General features: G+C 71.3%; 14 protein-coding genes, 2 tRNA genes and 1 pseudogene. 3 read left to right on the top strand and 14 right to left on the bottom strand.

Features of this window, described 5'->3' with window-relative positions:
* Positions 1–19: 19 nt before the first annotated feature.
* Positions 20–841, bottom strand: a complete 822-nt coding sequence (locus ACYVJE_RS05745; RefSeq protein ID WP_461143617.1) for a class E sortase — start codon at positions 839–841, stop codon at positions 20–22.
* Between the two features lie 271 nt (positions 842–1,112).
* Between ACYVJE_RS05745 and crgA the strand changes: the two genes are divergently transcribed.
* Together crgA and ACYVJE_RS05735 are read left to right on the top strand one after the other, a co-directional pair.
* Positions 1,113–1,376, top strand: coding sequence for a cell division protein CrgA (crgA, locus tag ACYVJE_RS05740; RefSeq protein WP_459157795.1), 264 nt, complete (start codon positions 1,113–1,115; stop codon positions 1,374–1,376).
* Between the two features lie 162 nt (positions 1,377–1,538).
* Complete coding sequence (locus ACYVJE_RS05735; RefSeq protein ID WP_461143616.1) at positions 1,539–1,967, top strand: PH domain-containing protein; 429 nt, start codon at positions 1,539–1,541, stop codon at positions 1,965–1,967.
* A 114-nt stretch (positions 1,968–2,081) separates the two neighbouring features.
* Here the strand turns inward: ACYVJE_RS05735 and ACYVJE_RS05730 are convergent, their stop codons facing one another.
* Both ACYVJE_RS05730 and ACYVJE_RS05725 read right to left on the bottom strand, forming a co-directional pair.
* The gene (locus ACYVJE_RS05730) at positions 2,082–2,993 is read right to left on the bottom strand and encodes a rhomboid family intramembrane serine protease (RefSeq protein WP_461143615.1); all 912 of its coding nucleotides are present in this window, start codon (positions 2,991–2,993) and stop codon (positions 2,082–2,084) included.
* A gap of 24 nt (positions 2,994–3,017) precedes the next feature.
* Complete coding sequence (locus ACYVJE_RS05725) at positions 3,018–3,551, bottom strand: peptidylprolyl isomerase (RefSeq protein WP_459160115.1); 534 nt, start codon at positions 3,549–3,551, stop codon at positions 3,018–3,020.
* A gap of 203 nt (positions 3,552–3,754) precedes the next feature.
* Between ACYVJE_RS05725 and ACYVJE_RS05720 the strand changes: the two genes are divergently transcribed.
* On the top strand, positions 3,755–4,345 hold the full coding sequence (locus ACYVJE_RS05720; protein ID WP_461143614.1) for a hypothetical protein: 591 nt from the start codon (positions 3,755–3,757) through the stop codon (positions 4,343–4,345).
* Positions 4,346–4,455: 110 nt separating this feature from the next.
* Here ACYVJE_RS05720 and gdhA read toward each other — a convergent pair whose 3' ends face one another.
* From gdhA to dnaN, 11 genes and pseudogenes are all read right to left on the bottom strand, one after another.
* Complete coding sequence (gdhA, locus tag ACYVJE_RS05715) at positions 4,456–5,799, bottom strand: NADP-specific glutamate dehydrogenase (protein ID WP_459157791.1); 1,344 nt, start codon at positions 5,797–5,799, stop codon at positions 4,456–4,458.
* A 437-nt stretch (positions 5,800–6,236) separates the two neighbouring features.
* Positions 6,237–6,312, bottom strand: a tRNA-Ala gene (locus ACYVJE_RS05710).
* A gap of 179 nt (positions 6,313–6,491) precedes the next feature.
* Positions 6,492–6,599, bottom strand: a pseudogene (locus ACYVJE_RS05705) (DLW-39 family protein); the annotation flags it as partial.
* Positions 6,600–6,674: 75 nt separating this feature from the next.
* Positions 6,675–6,748 (bottom strand) — tRNA-Ile (locus ACYVJE_RS05700).
* A 98-nt stretch (positions 6,749–6,846) separates the two neighbouring features.
* The gene (locus ACYVJE_RS05695) at positions 6,847–7,713 is read right to left on the bottom strand and encodes a DUF3566 domain-containing protein (RefSeq protein ID WP_461143613.1); all 867 of its coding nucleotides are present in this window, start codon (positions 7,711–7,713) and stop codon (positions 6,847–6,849) included.
* 99 nt (positions 7,714–7,812) lie between these two features.
* Positions 7,813–10,320, bottom strand: a complete 2,508-nt coding sequence (gyrA, locus tag ACYVJE_RS05690; RefSeq protein ID WP_461143612.1) for a DNA gyrase subunit A — start codon at positions 10,318–10,320, stop codon at positions 7,813–7,815.
* 94 nt (positions 10,321–10,414) lie between these two features.
* On the bottom strand, positions 10,415–12,373 hold the full coding sequence (gene gyrB / locus ACYVJE_RS05685) for a DNA topoisomerase (ATP-hydrolyzing) subunit B (RefSeq protein WP_459157788.1): 1,959 nt from the start codon (positions 12,371–12,373) through the stop codon (positions 10,415–10,417).
* A 434-nt stretch (positions 12,374–12,807) separates the two neighbouring features.
* Entirely contained in the window at positions 12,808–13,431 is a 624-nt protein-coding gene (locus tag ACYVJE_RS05680; protein ID WP_461143785.1) for a DciA family protein, read from the bottom strand.
* Between the two features lie 139 nt (positions 13,432–13,570).
* The gene (gene recF / locus ACYVJE_RS05675) at positions 13,571–14,749 is read right to left on the bottom strand and encodes a DNA replication/repair protein RecF (RefSeq protein WP_461143611.1); all 1,179 of its coding nucleotides are present in this window, start codon (positions 14,747–14,749) and stop codon (positions 13,571–13,573) included.
* 223 nt (positions 14,750–14,972) lie between these two features.
* Entirely contained in the window at positions 14,973–15,857 is an 885-nt protein-coding gene (gene gnd / locus ACYVJE_RS05670) for a phosphogluconate dehydrogenase (NAD(+)-dependent, decarboxylating) (protein WP_461143610.1), read from the bottom strand.
* Positions 15,858–15,963: 106 nt separating this feature from the next.
* Positions 15,964–17,088, bottom strand: a complete 1,125-nt coding sequence (gene dnaN / locus ACYVJE_RS05665; RefSeq protein ID WP_461143609.1) for a DNA polymerase III subunit beta — start codon at positions 17,086–17,088, stop codon at positions 15,964–15,966.
* Between the last annotated feature and the right edge of the window lie 123 nt (positions 17,089–17,211).

The raw sequence follows: 17,211 nt of genomic DNA, 5'->3' as shown, positions 1-17,211 counted from the left end.
CGCCGGGACCGGGCGGGCATCACCCCTCCCCGGGCCCCGGTGGCCGCGTCCCGGCGGATCCCCGCCCCTTCGGGCGCTCGTCCACGAGCACGCCGTGCACCACCAGGCGCTCGGCGGCGGAGAACTCCGGGTGGCAGGTGGTCAGCGTGATCAGCCTGGCGCGCCGCCGCTCCGGCAGCGCGCCGCGCGGTCTGCCGGGAACCGGGTGGAGCACGTCGCGGCGCTCCGGTTGCACGATCCGCCTGCCGACCGCGCCGCCGTAGGCGGCGCCGAGCGGGTGCACCCGCGCGCAGCGCCCGTCCTCCGCCGGGGGCGGCTCGCCGGGTACCGGCAGCACCCGGTAGACGTACCAGCGCGTGCCGGTCTCCACGACGAGCGCGTCGCAGGTCGAGAGCTGGTCGAGGTCGTTGAACGCGGCCCCGCGTCCGACGCGGTGACCGGCCACGGCGAAGTTGCCGCGCCGCCCGGGCAGCTGCGTGGCCGCGTAGTGGCCCGGGCCGGAGCGGAGCGTGCCCGCTCCGGTGCCCTCGAACACGGTGACGGCGAAGTCCGGGCCGAACGCGGGCACGTGCAGCCGCGCGAAGGCCCGCCCCGGCTCCGGCCGCTGCTGCGCAGCGGGAGGGGCACCGCCGGGCGGAGGTGCCGCGCCGCGCCACCGCTGCTGCAGCCGCGCCGTGGCCTCGTCCTGCTCGCGCGCGGTGAACCAGTCGGTGACGTACAGCGCGTGGACCACGACCAGCAGCGCGGCGAGGCCCGCGAGGATCAGGAGCTCGCCGAGCACGCGCAACGCCCGCGCGCGGGAGCCGCCCCGGCGAGGTCGCGTTCCGACCGTTCCAGGCATGCGGCGTCCTCCGTCGCGCCCGGCGGGGCGGAACCGGGGCTCACGGGCTGATCGGTGATTACGTTAACGTAGTCCCCGGGGAACGACCCGTCACGAACGCTGCAGCGTCACCGCTCGTTCCACCGCCGCGGGTCACGGCGGCGGCGCGTCGGTGATCCGCTCACCAGCACGGCCACGGTCCGTTCCGCACACCGGTCCCGCGACCTGACCCGACCCGCGGTCTGGCCCGACCCCGCAGTCCGGCCCGGCCGCACGACCTGGCGAGGACACCATGCCGAAGTCCAAGGTGCGCAAGAAGGATCGCTCCGCCCAGACCACTGCCGGTGCGCGCACGCCGGCGAAGCTCAAGGGGCCGACCCATCCGCTGTATCTGGGCGTCATGTTCGGGCTCATGCTCCTCGGCCTGCTGTGGCTGATCGTCAACTACCTGGCAGGCGACAAGATCCCGTTCATCGCCGAGATGGGGGCGTGGAACTTCGCGGTCGGCTTCGGTCTCATGATCGTCGGGCTGATCATGACGATGGGATGGCGCTAGTCGCTGATAATATCCGCTGGCACCAGCGACTCCTGCCCGCCGGCCGCGGCCCCCGGCCCGCCCACCGGGACGGAGCGCGTCCCTGCCCAGCAGAACGACACGGACGTAAGTCATCCCCATGTGGACAGCCCCTGTGGACAACTCGGATCCTCGCAGGTGAGCATGGGTGAACCGAACGAGACCCGCAGCTGGTCGACCCCGCTCGGGATGGTGGTCACCGGCTGGGTCCTCACGGCCGCTGCCGCCGCCTGGTGGCTGCTGTCCACCAACGCGGTGGACCGGCTGTTCATCGGCGTGGTCGCCCTGGCGCTGCTGGCGCTGACCGGTCACGCCACGGCCTTCCGGCCGCGGTTGAGCGCCGACCCGCACGGCGTCACCGTCCGCGGGCTGCGCGGGCGCCGCCGCTTCGGCTGGTCCGAGATCACACCCCGCGCGCACGAGCAGCGCCGCCACGGGCGCACCACGCGCAGCGTGGAGCTGGAGACACCCGACGAGCGGCTGATCGTGCTCGGCCGCTTCGACCTCGGCGCCGATCCGGAGGACGTCGCGGCGGAGCTCGAACGCCTGCACCACGAGCACGGCGGCACCTGAGGGCAGGGCCGGTGAGCTCAGTGGCCGCGCGGATCGGTGGCCGTGTGCTCGGCCCCGCACCGGCCCGTCAGGCGAGCGGCGCAGCCGCTTGCTGAGGGATGGCGCCATCTGCGGTCAGGTGGAGGTCATCCCCGGCAGCACCGCGGCCGCCTGCGCCAACTGCGCGTCCCGCGTGATGATCATCGCCACGAGCAGCACGAACAACCCCCCGAGCGCGCTCGCCTGCAGCAGCGTGCGCCGCTGCTGCGGCGCGTACACCAGCGCCGCCGTCGCCGCCGAACCGATGACCAGACCGCCCAGGTGGCCGTACACCGAGATCGCCGGGATCGTGAACGTGATCAGCAGGTTCAGCACGATCACCGTGATCACCGGGCGCAGGCTGATCTTCAGCCGCAGCGCCACCAGCGCGATACCGCCCATCAGCCCGTACACGGCACCGGAGGCGCCCGCCATCATCGACAGCTGCTGGCCGAAGGCGAACACGGCGACGCTGCCACCGAGCAGCCCCAGCACGTACACCGCGAGGAACCGCAACCGGCCCAGCACCACCTCCAGGTCCCGGCCGATCACCCACAGGGCGATCATGTTCATCGCCAGGTGGGCCACCCCGAAGTGCAGGAAGCCGGAAGTGACCAACCGCCACCACTGGCCCTGCGCCGTCAGCAGCGGGACCATCGCCAGGTCCGCGCCGAGCTGGGAGCTGAGGTTGCGCTGCGCGCTGCCGGCCACCACGGCCGTGAGCACGAACATGCCCACGTTCAGCACGACGAGCGTGAGGACCACGAACGGCTTGCCGAGCTGGTACTGCGCCCCCGCCACGGTCCTCGGCGTGCGCTGGCGGCGCCGTCCCTCGTCGACGCAGTCCACGCAGTGGTAGCCGACCGAGGCCTCGCGCAGGCAGTCCGGGCAGGCCGGCCGCTCGCACCGCGTGCAGCGCAGGCCGGTCGGCCGATCGGGGTGACGCGCGCAAGCGGGTAACTGCTGCCCCGCCTCAGGCTGCGGCGGCGTCCCGGGTGGCACGCTCACGATGCACCTCGCCGGGCCGTGGGGTCACTGAGCAGCGTTCTCGCCGCGCTCGATGGTGACCTTCTCGATCACGATGTCGTTGATCGGCCGGTCGCCCTGCCCCGTCGCGGTGTGCGCGATCGAGTCCACGACCTCCTTGGAGGCCTCGTCGGCGACCTCGCCGAAGATGCTGTGCTTGTAGTTCAACCAGCTCGTCGCCGCGACCGAGATGAAGAACTGCGACCCGTTGGTGTTCGGCCCCGCGTTGGCCATCGCCAGCAGGTAGGGGCGGTTGAACTGCAGCTCCGGGTGGAACTCGTCGGCGAACTCGTACCCCGGTCCGCCGCGGCCCGTGCCCGTGGGGTCACCGGTCTGGATCATGAAACCGTCGATCACGCGGTGGAAGATGACCCCGTCGTAGAACGGGCCGGAGCGTTCCCCGCGCGCGTTCGGCGCGTAGTACTCCTTGGTGCCCTCCGCGAGCCCGACGAAGTTGGCCACTGTCTTGGGAGCCTTGTTCGAGAACAGGTTGAGCCGGATGTCCCCCTGCGTCGTGTGCAGGGTCGCGGTCAACGTCATCCCGACGAGCGATCCGTTGTCTTCAGCCACCCGACCATCCTGCCATCGCAGAGCGGGCACACCGTGTTCGGGTGCACGATAGGGCGTGGCTGCCCGCCGACCAGGCTTCCTCCCGCGGCAGTCGGCGGGCCATCACCAACCACCGGGGACCACCTCCGGTGGAAGTCCGGCCGGCCGGTCCCCACCGGCCAAGGAGGAAGAACATGGACGAAGTCACCACGATGGCCCGTGCCGGAGAGAACATGGGCAAGGCCGTCGGCACCGGCATGCGCACCGCGCGGCGCGGAGCCAAGCGCGCAGGCCACGTCGGGCTGGTCGTGTCCAAGCAGGCAGCGGCGCGGGCCGACCGCGAGCTCGCCCAGCGGGGCCTGTCCACCGCCGAGATCCAGGACCAGCTCGCGCGCAGGACCACCGGCATGTCCCGCAAGGAGCTGGCCAAGCGCAGCCGCAAGATGCGCAAGGAGTGGGACAAGCGCACCAAGCAGCAGCGCAAGCAGCTCGCCCGCAACACCGAAGCGGCCCGGCGCGAACTCGCCGCCCGCATCGACCCCGGCAAACCCAAGCACCGCACGTGGCGGTGGGTGGTGCTGGGCGTGCTGGCGGCGGCCTGCGCGGCCGGTGTGGCGCTGCTGCTGACCCGCCGCCCGGAGGAAGTCCCCCTCGGCGGCGAGAAGGACGAGTACCCCGAGCCGAACGGCTCCGCGCGCCGCGCGGACACCGACACCGCGGCGGCGACGCCGAGCCCCGCGGCGGGCGCGGACGGTCCCGGCGTCCGCCCCGGTCCGACCGGCTGAGCCGCGCCGGGTGCGCCGGCCGGCCCGGCGCACCCGGGCAGCGCGGCCCGGGTGCGCGGACTGGCGGTCGCGTGCTCGGCCGCACCGGTCCCGGCGAGCGGCGCAGCCGCTCAGACCAGGCCGAGCGCCAGCATCGCGTCGGCCACCCGCAGGAACCCGGCGATGTTCGCCCCGGCCACGTAGTCCCCGGGCATGCCGTACTCCTCCGCCGTGCGGTAGCAGCGGTCGTGCACGTTGCTCATGATCTCGCGCAGGCGCTGCTCGCTGAACTCGCGCGACCAGGAATCCCGCGAGGCGTTCTGCTGCATCTCCAGCGCCGAGGTCGCCACGCCACCGGCGTTGGCGGCCTTGCCCGGGCCGAACGCCACACCGGCGTCCCGGAACACGCGCACGCCCTCCGGAGTCGTCGGCATGTTCGCGCCCTCCGCGATCGCGATGCAGCCGTTGCGCACGAGCTGCTCGGCCTCCTTGCCGGTGATCTCGTTCTGCGTGGCGCACGGCATCGCCACGTCCGCCTCGACGTCCCACACCTGGCGGTCCTGCCGGAACCGGCCGGAGGAGCGCCGCTCGGTGTACTCGGACAGCCGGGTGCGCTCGACCTCCTTGAGCTCCTTGACGAGATCGACGTCGATGCCCTTCTCGTCGTAGAGCACACCGCCCGAGTCCGAGCAGGCCACCACCGTGCCGCCGAGCTCGTGCACCTTCTGCATCGCGTAGATCGCCACGTTGCCGGAGCCGGACACCACCGCGGTCTTGCCCGCCAGCGAGTCGCCCCGCGCCGCGAGCATGTCCTGCACGAAGAACACGGTTCCGTAGCCGGTCGCCTCGGTGCGGATCTGCGCCCCGCCGAAGGCCTCGTTCTTGCCGGTCAGCACGCCGGACTCGTACCGGTTCGTCAACCGCTTGTACTGGCCGAACAGGTAGCCGATCTCCCGGCCGCCGACCCCGATGTCCCCGGCCGGAACGTCGGTGTGCTCACCGAGGTGGCGGTACATCTCGGTCATGAAGCTCTGGCAGAACGCCATGATCTCCCGATCGGACTTGCCCTTCGGGTCGAAGTCCGCACCGCCCTTGGCCCCGCCGATCGGCAGGCCGGTCAGCGCGTTCTTGAAGATCTGCTCGAACCCGAGGAACTTGACGATCCCCAGGTACACGCTCGGGTGGAACCGCAGTCCGCCCTTGAACGGGCCCAGCGCGCTGTTGAACTCGACGCGGAACCCGCGGTTGATGTGAACCTCGCCGTTGTCGTCCTGCCACGGGACGCGGAAGATGATCTGCCGTTCCGGTTCGCAGAGACGCTCCATGATCCGGGCCTGGGTGTACTGCGGGTGCTTGCCCAGCACCACGCCGACGCTCTCGAAGACCTCGCGCACCGCCTGGTGGAACTCGCTCTCCCCGGCGTTGCGCCCCACGACCTCCTCGTAGACGGGTTCCAGGGTCTCGTGCAAGAACATGTGCCACTCCGCTCTCATCTCGAACCGCACGCGAGGAATCTCCGACCGGCCGGGCGTGCCAGGCGTGCGGCGTCACAACAGTAGGTGATCATCCGCGCACTGCTGGGGGAAGCGCTGCGTCGGAAATCATCGCGGGCCGCAGGCATCGAGACCGCGGCACCGCGGTGCTGAACGCCCCGGTCGCGCTTCGGTCGGCTGCGGTACACGCCATCGCCACCCGTCAGTTCCGCCAACGCTGCCGGAACGGGGTTCCGCAGTCCATGGTGTCCGGAATGTGGCACCGGACGACCATCCTGTGCAACCGCGCTGACGGTACCCGAGCGCCCGCGCGCACGACTACTGCGCGCACGGATTGAGCAGGTCACACCGAAGGTGATCCAGATGTGATCCAGAGTGGATCATGAAAAAAGACCAGGCCGCGTGACCTGGTCTTTCGGTGGTGGAGACGAGGGGAATCGAACCCCTAACCCCCGCCTTGCAAAGGCGGTGCTCTGCCGATTGAGCTACGTCCCCAGCAGGACGGAATCGCGAGCCGGATTCACGAGGTCTGGACCTGCGGATCCCGCGCCCGCGGGAGGAACTCGACCGCGGAGAACCGGCGGAACACCTGCCGGGCGCTCAGGGGCCGCCCGAAGACGAAGCCCGCGGGGACCCGCCGGGCCGGTCAGCACCGCGCGGCGTCGTCACGCCTCAGCGGTCGCCTCGCGCCACAGGTCGGCCTCGGCCTTGGCGGCACGGTTGCGCCGAATGACGAAAAACACGACGCCGGCAACGGCGGCCAGTGCGATCAGCTTCTTCATTGCGGACGCCTCCCTATGACGGCATCAGTGCCGTGACGCTGGGCCATCCCACGGCGCTGGAAAAGCCTGGGATCGTGGGCCTAGCTGGACTTGAACCAGCGACCTCTTCGTTATCAGCGAAGCGCTCTAACCGTCTGAGCTATAGGCCCTCGGTGCGCCACACACATTACAGGACCGCGCGGCACACCGTTCAACGGGGGGTGCCCCGCGATTCACGACGCCGTCGCCGCGGGGCACCCGACCGGCCTCACTCCCGCTCGGACAGGGTGACCTCCAGACCGCCGGCGAAGTCCGCGGCGACGTTGTAGATGAACGCCGCGACCGTCGACAGCGCCGTGACGAGCACGATGTTGATCGCCCCCACGATCAGCGCGACGCCGAACACGCTGCCCGCGCTGATGAGCGGATCGCTCAGCGTGTTGTCCGTCTGCGTGAGGTCCGAGATGCCGCTGTTCAGGTTGTCCCAGACGCCCATCCCGTCCAGCACGCCGTACAGCACCGCGACGGCGATCATCCACACGATGAAGGCCGCGACGCTGAGCACCAGCGCCAGCTTGAGCACCGACCAGGGGTCGACCCGCTTGATGTGCAGGCTCGCGCGCCGCGGTCCCCGGCTCGGCCGCCGGGCGGAGCCCGCCGAGCTCGACGCCGGCTCGGCACCGGCGCCCGCACCGCGGGCGGCCCCGTCGTCCCGAGCGGTCCCGGTGTCGAACGACACCGGGCTGCGCTGCTGGTCCTGCGGCAGCTGCGTGCGCACGGTCTCCTGATCGTGCACCGCACCGGCTGCGGCGGCACCACCGGCCCGCACGGTCGGCTGCTCCGCGGTGGCCGCGGTGTCCGCCGCCGAGGCGGAGGTCTCCGCGGTGCCCGCACCCGCCGCGGAGGCACCCGCCGCAGGGGCGGAGGTGTCCGCGGCAGCGCCCCGCTGCCACGGCGGCGGGGCCTCCGTTCCCTCCTGCGCGGCGCCCGCCTGCTCGGTGGCGTCCGCTCCGCCCGCACCGGCGGCGGATCCGGCGGTCTCGGAGTCCTGCGCCGCGTCTGTCATGACCACGCTCCGGTCCGCGTCCTCCTCCGGGCGCGAATCCGATTCCTCCGGCTTGTCGGAAGCTGTCACGAGCGATCCCTTGTCGAGCGTCGACGTGGTCGGCGGCCCGCCAGGAGACCCCCGGAGGGGTCAGCGAGCGGACCGCCCCACGATGTGTGCTGGCCGCTTTCAGTTCTGCTGGCCGGTGCTGCCCGGCTGACCGGCGGTGTCCGGATCGGCGGCCTCGTCCGCGTTCCGCGCGATCGCCACCAGGCTGGTGCCCTCGTCGAGGTTCATCAGCCGCACACCCTTGGTCTGCCTGCCGGCCTTGCGCACCTCCCCGGCGGTGGTGCGGATGACCCCACCGGTCGAAGTGATCGCGTAGAGCTCGTCGTCGTTGTCGACGATGAGCGCGCCCACAAGCCTGCCACGTTTCTCGTCGTGCTGAATGGTCAGCACGCCCTTGCCGCCCCGGCCCTGCAGCGCGTAGTCATCGATCGGAGTGCGCTTGGCATAACCCCCGTCCGTGGCGACCAGGACGTAGCGGTCCGGCCGGACAACGCCCATGGAGAGCAGTTCGTCCCCCTCGTTGAAGCGCATGCCGAGCACCCCGGAGGTGGCCCGGCCCATCGGCCGCAGCGCCTCGTCGCTGGCGCGGAACCGGATGGACTGCCCTTCCTCGGAAACCAGCAGCAGGTCGTCCTCCGCCGAGCAGAGGACCGCCCCCACCACCTCGTCGGTGTCCTTGAGGTTGATCCCGATCAAACCACCGGAGCGGTTGGAATCAAAGTCGGTCAGACGCGACTTCTTGACCAAACCGTTCTTCGTGGCCAGGACCAGGTACGGCGCGACCGTGTAGTCCTTGATCTGCATGACCTGGGCGATGTGCTCGTCCGGCTGGAAGGCCAGCAGGTTCGCCACGTGCTGACCGCGCGCCGTGCGGTTGGCCTCCGGCAGCTCGTAGGCCTTCGTCCGGTAGACCCGCCCCTTGTTCGTGAAGAACAGGATCCAGTCGTGCGTGGAGCACACGAAGAAGTGCGACACGATGTCGTCCTGCTTCAGCTGCGCGCCCTGCACGCCCTTGCCGCCGCGCTTCTGCGCCCGGTACAGGTCCGTGCGCGTCCGCTTGGCGTACCCGGTCCGGGTGATGGTGACCACGACGTCCTCGTCGGCGATCAGGTCCTCGATCGCGACCTCACCGGAGTACGGCACGATCTTCGTGCGCCGCTCCTCGGCGTACTGGTGCACGATCGACATCAGTTCCTCGCGGATGATCGCGCGCTGCCGCTCCGGCTTGTCCAGGACGTCGCGCAGGTCGGCGATCTTCTCCTCGATCTCGGCCAGCTCGTCGAGGATCTTCTGCCGCTCCAGGGCCGCCAACCGGCGCAGCTGCATCGCCAGGATCTCGTTCGCCTGCGTCTCGTCGACCTCGAGCAGCTCGATCAGCCCGGTGCGGGCCTCGTCGACCGTGGGCGAGCGGCGGATCAGCGCGATCACCTCGTCGAGGTGGTCCAGCGCCTTGGCCAGCCCGCGCAGCACGTGCGCGCGCTCCTCGGCCTTGCGCAGCCGGTAGCGGGTGCGCCGCACGATCACGTCGACCTGGTGCTTGACGTAGAGCTTGATCGCCTGGTCCAGCCGCAGCGTGCGCGGCACCCCGTCGACCAGCGCGAGCATGTTCATGCCGAACGTCGTCTGCAGCTGGGTGTGCTTGTACAGGTTGTTCAGCACGACCTTCGGGATCGCGTCCCGCTTGAGCGTGATGACGATCCGCATGCCGCGGCGGCTGTTCGACTCGTCGGCGATGTCGGCGATGCCGGAGATCTTGCCGTCCCGGTGCATCGTCGCGATGCCCTCGATCAAGTTGTCCGGGTTGACCTGGTACGGCAGCTCGGTGACGATCAGCGAGTTGCGCCCCTTGCGGTCCTCCTCGACGTTGACCACCGCGCGCATCTTGATGGAGCCGCGGCCCGTCCGGTAGGCGTCCGCGATCGAGTTGGTGCCGAGGATCAGCCCGCGCGTCGGGAAGTCGGGGCCCTTGATCCGCTCGATCATCGCCTCGAGCAGCTCCTCGTCGGTGGCCTCCGGGTTCTCCAGCGCCCACACGACGCCGTCGGCCACCTCGCGCAGGTTGTGCGGCGGGATGTTCGTGGCCATCCCGACCGCGATCCCGCCACCACCGTTGACCAGCAGGTTCGGGAACCGCGACGGCAGCACGTCCGGTTCCTGGGTGCGGCCGTCGTAGTTGTCCGAGAAGTCGACGGTCTCCTGCTCGATGTCGGCGAGCATGTGCATCGCCACCGGCGCCAGCCGCGATTCCGTGTACCTCATGGCGGCGGCCGGATCGTTGCCGGGCGAGCCGAAGTTGCCCTGGCCGTCGACCAGCTTGTGCCGCATCGCCCAGGGCTGCGCCAGGCGGACCAGGGTGTCGTAGATGGCCGAGTCGCCGTGCGGGTGGTAGTTCCCCATCACCTCGCCGACGACGCGCGAGCACTTCACGTACGAGCGGTCGGGCCGGAAGCCGGAGTCGTACATCGCGTAGAGCACGCGGCGGTGCACCGGCTTGAGCCCGTCCCGGACATCCGGCAGCGCCCGCGCCACGATGACGCTCATCGCGTAGTTGATGTAGGAGTTCTGCATCTCCTGCTGGATGTCGACCGGTTCGACGCGGCCGCTCTCCGGAGGCAGGGTTTCGGTCACGGTCTTGGATTCCTTTCACGCGGTCAGGCGAGTCTGGCGCTGCGGCGCGGGCGGATCCGCCGCGCGTCGCGCGCGAACGCGGTGCGGGCGCGCCTCACACGTCCAGGAAGCGGGCGTCCTTGGCGTTGCGGTTGATGAACGACCGGCGCGCGTCCACGTCCTCGCCCATGAGCACGCTGAACAGCTCGTCGGCCGTCGCCGCGTCGTCCAGCGTGACCTGCCACAGCAGCCGGCTGTCCGGGTTCATCGTGGTCTCCCACAGCTCCTGGGCGTCCATCTCGCCCAGCCCCTTGTACCGCTGGATGCCGTCGTCCTTGGGGACCTTGCGCCCCTCGGCGACCCCGCGCTCCAGCAGGGAGTCGCGCTCGCGGTCGGTGTAGGCGTAGTCCGGCTCCGAGCGCGGCCACTTGATCTTGTACAGCGGCGGCTGGGCCAGGTACACGTGCCCCGCCTCGATGAGCGGACGCATGAAGCGGAAGAACAGCGTGAGCAGCAGGGTGCGGATGTGCTGGCCGTCGACGTCGGCGTCGGCCATGATCACGATCTTGTTGTACCGCAGCTTGGACAGGTCGAACTCGTCGTGGATGCCGGTGCCCAGCGCGGTGATGATCGACTGGACCTCGTTGTTCTTGAGCACCTTGTCCAGGCGGGCCTTCTCCACGTTGATGATCTTGCCGCGGATCGGCAGGATCGCCTGGAACCGCGACTCGCGGCCGTCCTTGGCCGAACCGCCCGCCGAGTCGCCCTCGACGATGTAGAGCTCGCACTCCTCGGGGCTGTTGGACTGGCAGTCCTTGAGCTTGCCGGGCAGCCCGCCGATGTCCATCGCGCTCTTGCGCCGCACGAGCTCCTTGGCCTTGCGGGCCGCGGTGCGCGCCTGCGCCGAGGACACGGCCTTGTTCACGATCGCCTTGGCGTCGGTGGGGTTGCGCTCGAACCAGTCCGTCAGCCACTCGAAGGCGGTGGTCTGCACGAAGGACTTGACCTCGGTGTTGCCGAGCTTGGTCTTGGTCTGGCCCTCGAACTGCGGCTCGGCGACCTTGACGGAGATGATCGCCGCGAGGCCCTCGCGCACGTCGTCACCGGTGAGGTTGCCGTCCTTGTCCTTGAGCATCCGCTTGTCCTTGGCGTAGGCGTTGACCACGCGGGTCAGCGCCGCCCGGAAGCCCTCCTCGTGCGTACCGCCCTCGTGCGTGTTGATCGTGTTCGCGAAGGTGTAGACCGACTGGTTGTAGCCGGAGTTCCACTGCATCGCGATCTCGACGTCGTGGCCGGGACCGGAGGCGCTGAAGGAGACGATCTTCTTGTGGATCGGGTCCTTGGTGGCGTTGATGTGCCCGACGAAGTCCTCCAGCCCGCCCGGGTAGTGGAACGTCCGGTGCCGGGTCTCCTGCTCCTCACCGGTGGTCTCGTCGACCAGGTGGCGCTCGTCGTGCAGGACCAGCGTCAGGCCCTTGTTGAGGAAGGCCATCTCCTGCATGCGGCGGGCCACGGTCTCGGCGTTGAACTGCGTGGTCTCGAACAGCTTCGGGTCCGCCCAGAAGGTGATGCTCGTGCCGGTGCGGTCGGTCCGCTCGCCGCGCTCGACGTCGTGCACGGGCTTGGAGTCCTCGTAGCGCTGCCGCCAGACGTAACCGTCGCGGTGCACCTCGGCCTCGAGCACCGAGGACAGCGCGTTCACCACCGACACGCCGACGCCGTGCAGGCCGCCGGAGACGGCGTAGCTGTCACCGCCGAACTTGCCGCCGGCGTGCAGCATCGTGAGCACCACTTCCAGCGTGGGCTTCTTCTCCACCGGGTGCTCGTCCACCGGAACACCGCGGCCGTCGTCGGTGACCCGCACAGCGCCCTCGGGCAGCAGCGTCACCTCGACCTGGCTGGCGTAGCCGGCCATCGCCTCGTCGACGGAGTTGTCCACGACCTCCCAGACGAGGTGGTGCAGACCGCGCTCCCCGGTGGAGCCGATGTACATGCCCGGGCGCTTGCGAACTGCCTCAAGGCCCTCGAGAACGGTGATGGATGAAGCGGTGTACTCGCTCTTCTTCGATGTCACGGGCCTCGATGTCTCCTTGGGCCGGTTGTCGTTGGTCTGCCGGAGGCTCGCTGCGCGACAGCCGCCTGCCGTCGGGATCCGACGGATCGGCACTCCGGCTGGTGGAGCTCACCGCACGCGTCTGCCGCACACCGTCCTTCGAACGGGGGCGCGGCGCTGAGGTGGTCTCGCTCGGCGTGCGGACCCGCGCCGCGGATCCGCGCCCGCCCCGCAGCCGATTCTACTTCCCTGGAACGACAGAAGCGGGGCAAGGACACCCCTGGTTTGCTCACAGAGCGAAAAACTCGACCCAGGGACCCCGGCGAACACCCCCGCATCGCCTCCAACGGCTCCAACCGGCACTCGGCGGGCACCGCGGTGCGCGGTCGGCGGCCCCGGGGAACCCCGGCCGGGACGACCCGGAGGCGGCTCCCCGCACGGCCCGGGACCGGTCGTCAGCCGTACGTGTCGCGGGGACCCCTGCCCCGCACGTGCCGCGGTCCGCGCCGCCAGCTCGGCGCCGCCGGGCCCTGCACGCGGATCTTGCGCACGACGTCCTGGCCGACCCCGTCGGCGATGCGACCCAGCAGCTGCCGCTGCAGCAGGCGCAGCTGGGTCGCCCAGGCGGTGGACTCGGCCCGCACCGTCAGCACCCCGTCCTGCAGGCTCACCGGCTGGGTGTGCGCGGCCACGTCCTCGCCGACCAGCCCGGCCCAACCGGCGAACACGCGGCCGCCGGCGATGCGATCGCCCCAGCCGCGCTCGCTGACCAGCCGCGAGGCGAGCCGGCCGAGCGCCTGCGGATCGCGGTCGTCGGAGCGGGCCCCGGACCAGCCGCGGCGCTTGCGCTGCCCGGTGCGCACCCGCGGGCGGGAGTCCCGCCGCGCGGCCCGGCGCTGGGACGAGCGCTCCCGGGCCGCCTGCAGCGCGGCGCGCGCCAGATCGGGGCCCTGCAGGTCGCCGAACTCGGAGAGGTCGCCCCCCGCGGCGCCGCCCTCGTCCTGAGCGGGTGTTTCACCCGCCCCGGTTCCGTCCGGTTCGCCGGTGCGTGCGGCATCCGAGCGCGTGGAGTTATCCACAGTATCCACAGGGCCATCCCCAGTAGCCGAATTTCGCTGAGCGGAGTGCTGTGCGCGGTCGGCTTGCTCACCCTCCGCGTTCGGAGTGCTCGTCCGCTCCGCTGCGCTCCGCCCGCGCGCCCGCGCGGAGGTCGAACGCCTAGTCGACACGCTGCACCTCGCCTTCGGCCACGCGGAAGCGGACACCGGTGAGCTCCTCGGGAACGTCCTCCTCCACGGCTGCGGTCACCAGCACCTGCTCGGCGCCGGTCACCAGCTCGGCCAGCCGCGCGCGGCGCCGGCGGTCCAGCTCGGCGAACACGTCGTCGAGGATGAGCACCGGCTCGGCGCCGTCCGCCGTCAGCAGCCGGTAGGCGGCCAGGCGCAGGGCCAGCGCGAAGGACCACGACTCGCCGTGGCTGGCGTAGCCCTTCGCCGGGAGGTCGCCGAGGAGCAGGTCGAGGTCGTCCCGGTGCGGCCCGATCAGCGACACGCCCCGCTCGATCTCCTGCCGCCGCACCTCCCGCAGCTGCTCGGTCAGCACCTCCTCCAGCACCGCCGGGTCCGCGGCCGGGCCGTGCGGCTGGCCGTAGCCCGCGGGCAGCGCCTCGTCGATCCCGCACCGGTAGCGCACGTCCGCCACCCGCCCGGCCGGCGCGTCCGCGGAGCCCGGCGAGGCGGCCACGCTCGCGTACTCGCTGGTCACGTACGGCGCCAGCGCGGCCACCAGGTCGAGCCGCCCCGCCAGCAGCTGCGCCCCCAGCCGCGCGAGGTGGCCGTCCCAGACCTCCAGCGTGCTCAGGTCGGCCGACTTCCCGCCGCGGGCGGCCGCCCCCGCCGTCTTCAGCAGGGCGCTGCGCTGCCGCAGCACCTTGTCGTAGTCGGAGCGCACCCCGGCGTAGCGCGGTGCGCGGGAAACGAGCAGGTCGTCGAGGAAGCGGCGGCGCTCACCGGGGTCACCGCGCACCAGCGCGAGGTCCTCCGGGGCGAACAGCACGGTGCGGAGGATGCCGAGCACGTCGCGCGGTTTGCCCGCCGCGCCGCGGTTGATCCGCGCGCGGTTGGCGCGCCCCGGGGCGATCTCCAGCTCCACCACCAGCTCCCGGCCCTGGTGCACGACGGCCGCGCGCACGATCGCGCGCTCCGCGCCCTCGCGGACGAGCGGCGCGTCCTGGGACACGCGGTGCGAACCCAGCGTGGCGAGGTAGCCGAGCGCTTCGACGAGGTTCGTCTTGCCCTGACCGTTGGCGCCGACCAGCACCGCTGTTCCCGAACCGAGCGCCAGGTCCGCGTGCTCCCAGCAGCGGAAGTCGGTCACTTGCAAGTGGCGGACGTACACGGTGGTCGACGGTATCGCGGAACCTCCGGCGGCCCGCGGGACGGCGCGGGGAGCGGCGGTGGCAGCGGTTCCGCCGCCGTGCCACCGCCCTCGGGCCACCGCCGTCGGCGCGCGCCCGGGAGCACCGGCCGGGCGGCTCCCGATGCCCGCCGCCCGGGTGGGTGTCCGGCCCGCGGGCCGGCCGGGGTTCCTCCCGGGCACCCCGGCCGGTCCGCGGGCTCCCTCAGTCGCTCTTGGCCACCGAGTGGCCGCCGAACTGGTTGCGCAGCGCGGCGACGGCCTTCATCGCCGGCGAGTCCTCCTGCCGCGAGGAGAACCGGGCGAACAGCGAGGCGGTGATCACCGGTGTCGGCACGGCGTTGGCGATGGACTCCTGCACGGTCCAGCGCCCCTCGCCGGAGTCGCTGACCCAACCGCGCAGCTGCTCCAGCTCGGGGTCCTCCTCGAGGGCGCGGACGAGCAGGTCGAGCAGCCAGGACCGCACGACGGTGCCGCGGCTCCACGCCTTGACCGTGGCGGGCACGTCGGTGACCACATCGGACGCGGCGAGCAGCTCGAAGCCCTCGGCGTAGGCCTGCATGAGGCCGTACTCGATGCCGTTGTGCACCATCTTGGCGTAGTGGCCGGCACCGACCGGTCCGGCGTGGGCGAAGCCCTCGTCGCGCGGCCCCTCGGGGCGCAGCGCGTCGAAGATCGGCATGGCGCGCTGCACGTCCTCCGCGGCGCCACCGGCCATCAGCCCGTAGCCGTTCTCCGCGCCCCAGACCCCGCCGGAGACGCCGACGTCGACGTAGTGCACCTCGTGCTCGGCCAGCAGCGCCGCGTTGTCCTGGTCCTCGGTGAACCGGGAGTTGCCCCCCTCGATGACGAGGTCCCCGGGGCTGAGCGCACCGGCGAGCTCCTCGATGGTCTGCCTCGTGGGGTCGCCGTGCGGCACCATGATCCAGACCGTGCGCGGGGCGCTGAGCGACTTGACCATGTCCGCGACGGACGCGGCGTCACTGACCTCCTGGTTGCGGTCGTAGCCGACGACCTCGTGCCCGGCGGCGCGCAGCCGCTCGCGCATGTTGAAACCCATCCGGCCGAGGCCGACAAGTCCGAGTTGCACCGGAACTCCCTCTTCGCGAGCTGATGTGATTGCCGATTCGGTGGTCGGCACCTCGAATCGCCATGCCGTCGCGGCCGGGGCGCTCGTGGCGGGCGCGCCGCGCGGGTCAGCCGGGCAGCCGCACGGGCATGAGCAGGTACAGGTAGCCGTCCGCCACCTCCCCATCATCCCCCACGGGTTTGAGCAGCGCCGGTCGATTGGCTGTGGTGAACAGCATCTGTGCGCGATCGCTCTTGAGCGCGTTCAGACCGTCCTGCAGGTAGCTCGGGTTGAACGCGATCGTGATCGGATCCCCGGTGAACTCGACCGGGAGCTCCTCCTCGGCGCTGCCCTCGTCGTCGCCGCCGGCGGTCAGGCGCAGCGCGCCCTCGGAGAACTCCAGCCGGACCTGGGTGCCGCGCTCGGCGACGAGGGAGACGCGCTTGATCGCGTCGAGCAGCGGCGACACGTCCACGGTGGCCTGGATGGGGCTCTCCTCCGGCAGCAGCTGCCGGTACTTGGGGAACTCCGCGTCGAGCAGGCGGGTCGTGGTGCGGCGGGCGTTGCCGGACAGCCCGAGCAGCCCGTCGCCGGAGGCCAGCGACAGTTCCACGGTGCTCGCCGGGCCGCCGAGCGTTTTCGCCGCGTCAGCAAGGGTTTTCGCAGGAACGAGCACCGAAGTGTCCGCTGTGGACGAACCGGGCTCCCACGTGATCTCGCGCATGGCCAGCCGGAAGCGGTCGGTGGCGACCATCGTCAGCTTGTCGGCGTTGATCTCCATCCGCACGCCGGTGAGCATCGGCAGCGTGTCGTCCTTGCCCGCGGCGACCGCGACCTGGGCCACCGCCTCGCTGAACACGTCACCGGGCACCGAACCCGCGTGCTCCGGCATGCCGGGGAGTTCCGGGTAGTCCTCGACCGGCATGGTCGGCAGGCTGAACCGGGAGCTGCCGCAGGTGATCGTGACCCGCTGGCCGTCCACGGTGAGCTCCACGGGGCGGGCCGGCAGGGCCTTGGTGATGTCGGCCAGCAGCCGCCCGGACACCAGGGTGCGCCCGGCGGTTTCGATCGCCGCTTCGGTGCTGACCTGCGCCGAGACTTCGTAGTCGAACCCGGACACGGTGAGCGCGTCGCCGGAGCTGGCATCGAGCAGCACGCCGCCCAGCACCGGTACCGGGGGCCGCGAAGGCAGGCTGCGCGCGACCCAGGCCACGGCGTCGGCCAGGCCGTCCCGTTCCACGCGGATCTTCATGGGTGTCCTTTCGGTTTCAGCCATGAGCTGGAGTGGTGCGGCCCGAACCCCGGCCGGTGGAGGCTTGCGCGGTCCGCGGCTCGCACACCGGGATGTGCCGGGCGTCGCGGCGCCGCAGCAGCG

It is taken from the genome of Salinifilum aidingensis, assembly GCF_054782015.1.
The sequence above is the reverse complement of the archived record's forward strand: the minus strand, read 5'-3'. Positions and strand labels throughout refer to the sequence as shown.